This is a genomic window from Microbacterium sp., from assembly GCF_031988965.1.
In the GTDB taxonomy this organism is placed as follows: Bacteria; Actinomycetota; Actinomycetes; order Actinomycetales; family Microbacteriaceae; genus Microbacterium.
Map to the genome: position 1 here is coordinate 1 of NZ_DALZXX010000291.1, position 1,317 is coordinate 1,317.

Annotated in this window: 1 protein-coding gene and 1 pseudogene; both read left to right on the plus strand. The window is 69.2% G+C overall.

Annotated elements, in window-relative coordinates; genetic code table 11:
* Positions 1-746: SDR family oxidoreductase (locus tag RTM68_RS18845; protein WP_312173860.1), on the plus strand; the 746-nt coding region annotated here is incomplete at its 5' end.
* Positions 743-1,317 (plus strand): annotated as a pseudogene (locus RTM68_RS18850) (rhamnulokinase); the annotation flags it as partial. The gene RTM68_RS18845 and the pseudogene RTM68_RS18850, both read left to right, overlap by 4 nt.

The following is a 1,317-nucleotide window of genomic DNA, read 5'->3' on the forward strand; positions in this document are numbered from 1 at the left end:
TCGGCAAGGCCATCGCCACCCGCCTCGCCGCCGAGGGCGCCTGCGTCGTCATCGCCGACCTCGACCTCGAGAAGGCCCAGGCCGCGGCGGCCGAGCTCGGCAGCACCGACGTCGCGATCGGAGTGGCGGCGAACGTGGCAGACGCCGATGCGATCCAGGCTGCACTGAACGACGCCGTGCTCGCGTTCGGCGGCGTCGACCTCGTCGTCAACAACGCCGGCCTCTCGCTGTCGAAGCCCCTGCTCGAGACCACCGAGAAGGACTGGGACCTGCAGCACGACGTCATGGCCAAGGGATCGTTCCTCGTGTCCAAGGCCGCGGCGCGCGTGCTCATCGACCAGAAGCTCGGCGGCGACATCATCTACATCTCGTCGAAGAACTCCGTCTTCGCCGGCCCGAACAACATCGCCTACTCGGCGACCAAGGCCGACCAGGCGCACCAGGTGCGGCTGCTGGCCGTCGAACTCGGCGAGTTCGGCATCCGCGTCAACGGCATCAACCCCGACGGCGTCGTACGCGGCTCGGGCATCTTCGCATCGGGCTGGGGCGCCAACCGCGCAGCGACCTACGGCGTCGCCGAAGAGGACCTCGGCCAGTTCTACGCCAACCGCACGATCCTCAAGCGTGAGGTCGTTCCCGAGAACGTGGCGGACGCCGTGTATGTGCTGACGGGCCCCGAGCTCAGCCGCACGACCGGCCTGCACATCCCGGTCGACTCCGGCGTCGCCGCGGCGTTCCTGCGATGACGGTGCGGTCCGTCGCCGCCGTCGACCTCGGGGCGACCAGCGGTCGCGTCATGATCGGGCGGATCGGCGACGGCCGGCTCGACCTCGAGCTCGTCTCGCGATTCCCGAACGGCCCCGTCGAGCGCGAGGACGGCCTGCACTGGAACTTCGGCGCGCTCTACGAGCACGTGGTCGCAGGACTCGCCGAGGCGGTGCGGCGAGAGCCCGGCATCGAAAGCATCGGCATCGATTCGTGGGCCGTGGACTACGGCCTGCTGAGCGACGGTGAGCTGCTCGCCGAGCCGTTCCACTACCGCGACGACCGCACCGTGCGCGGCGTCGACGAGGTGCACGCGATCGCTCCGTTCTCCGAGCTGTATCGGCGCAACGGTCTGCAGTTCCTGCCGTTCAACACGCTGTACCAGTACCGAGTCGACGCCCGGATCGCCGATGCCGACACCGCCCTGCTGATCCCCGACCTCATCGCGTTCCTGCTCACCGGCGAGGCCGTGGCCGAGCGCACCAACGCGTCGACCATGGGGCTCAGGCGGCCACCACGCTCACCGAGGTGTTCAACCTCGAAGACCAGCTC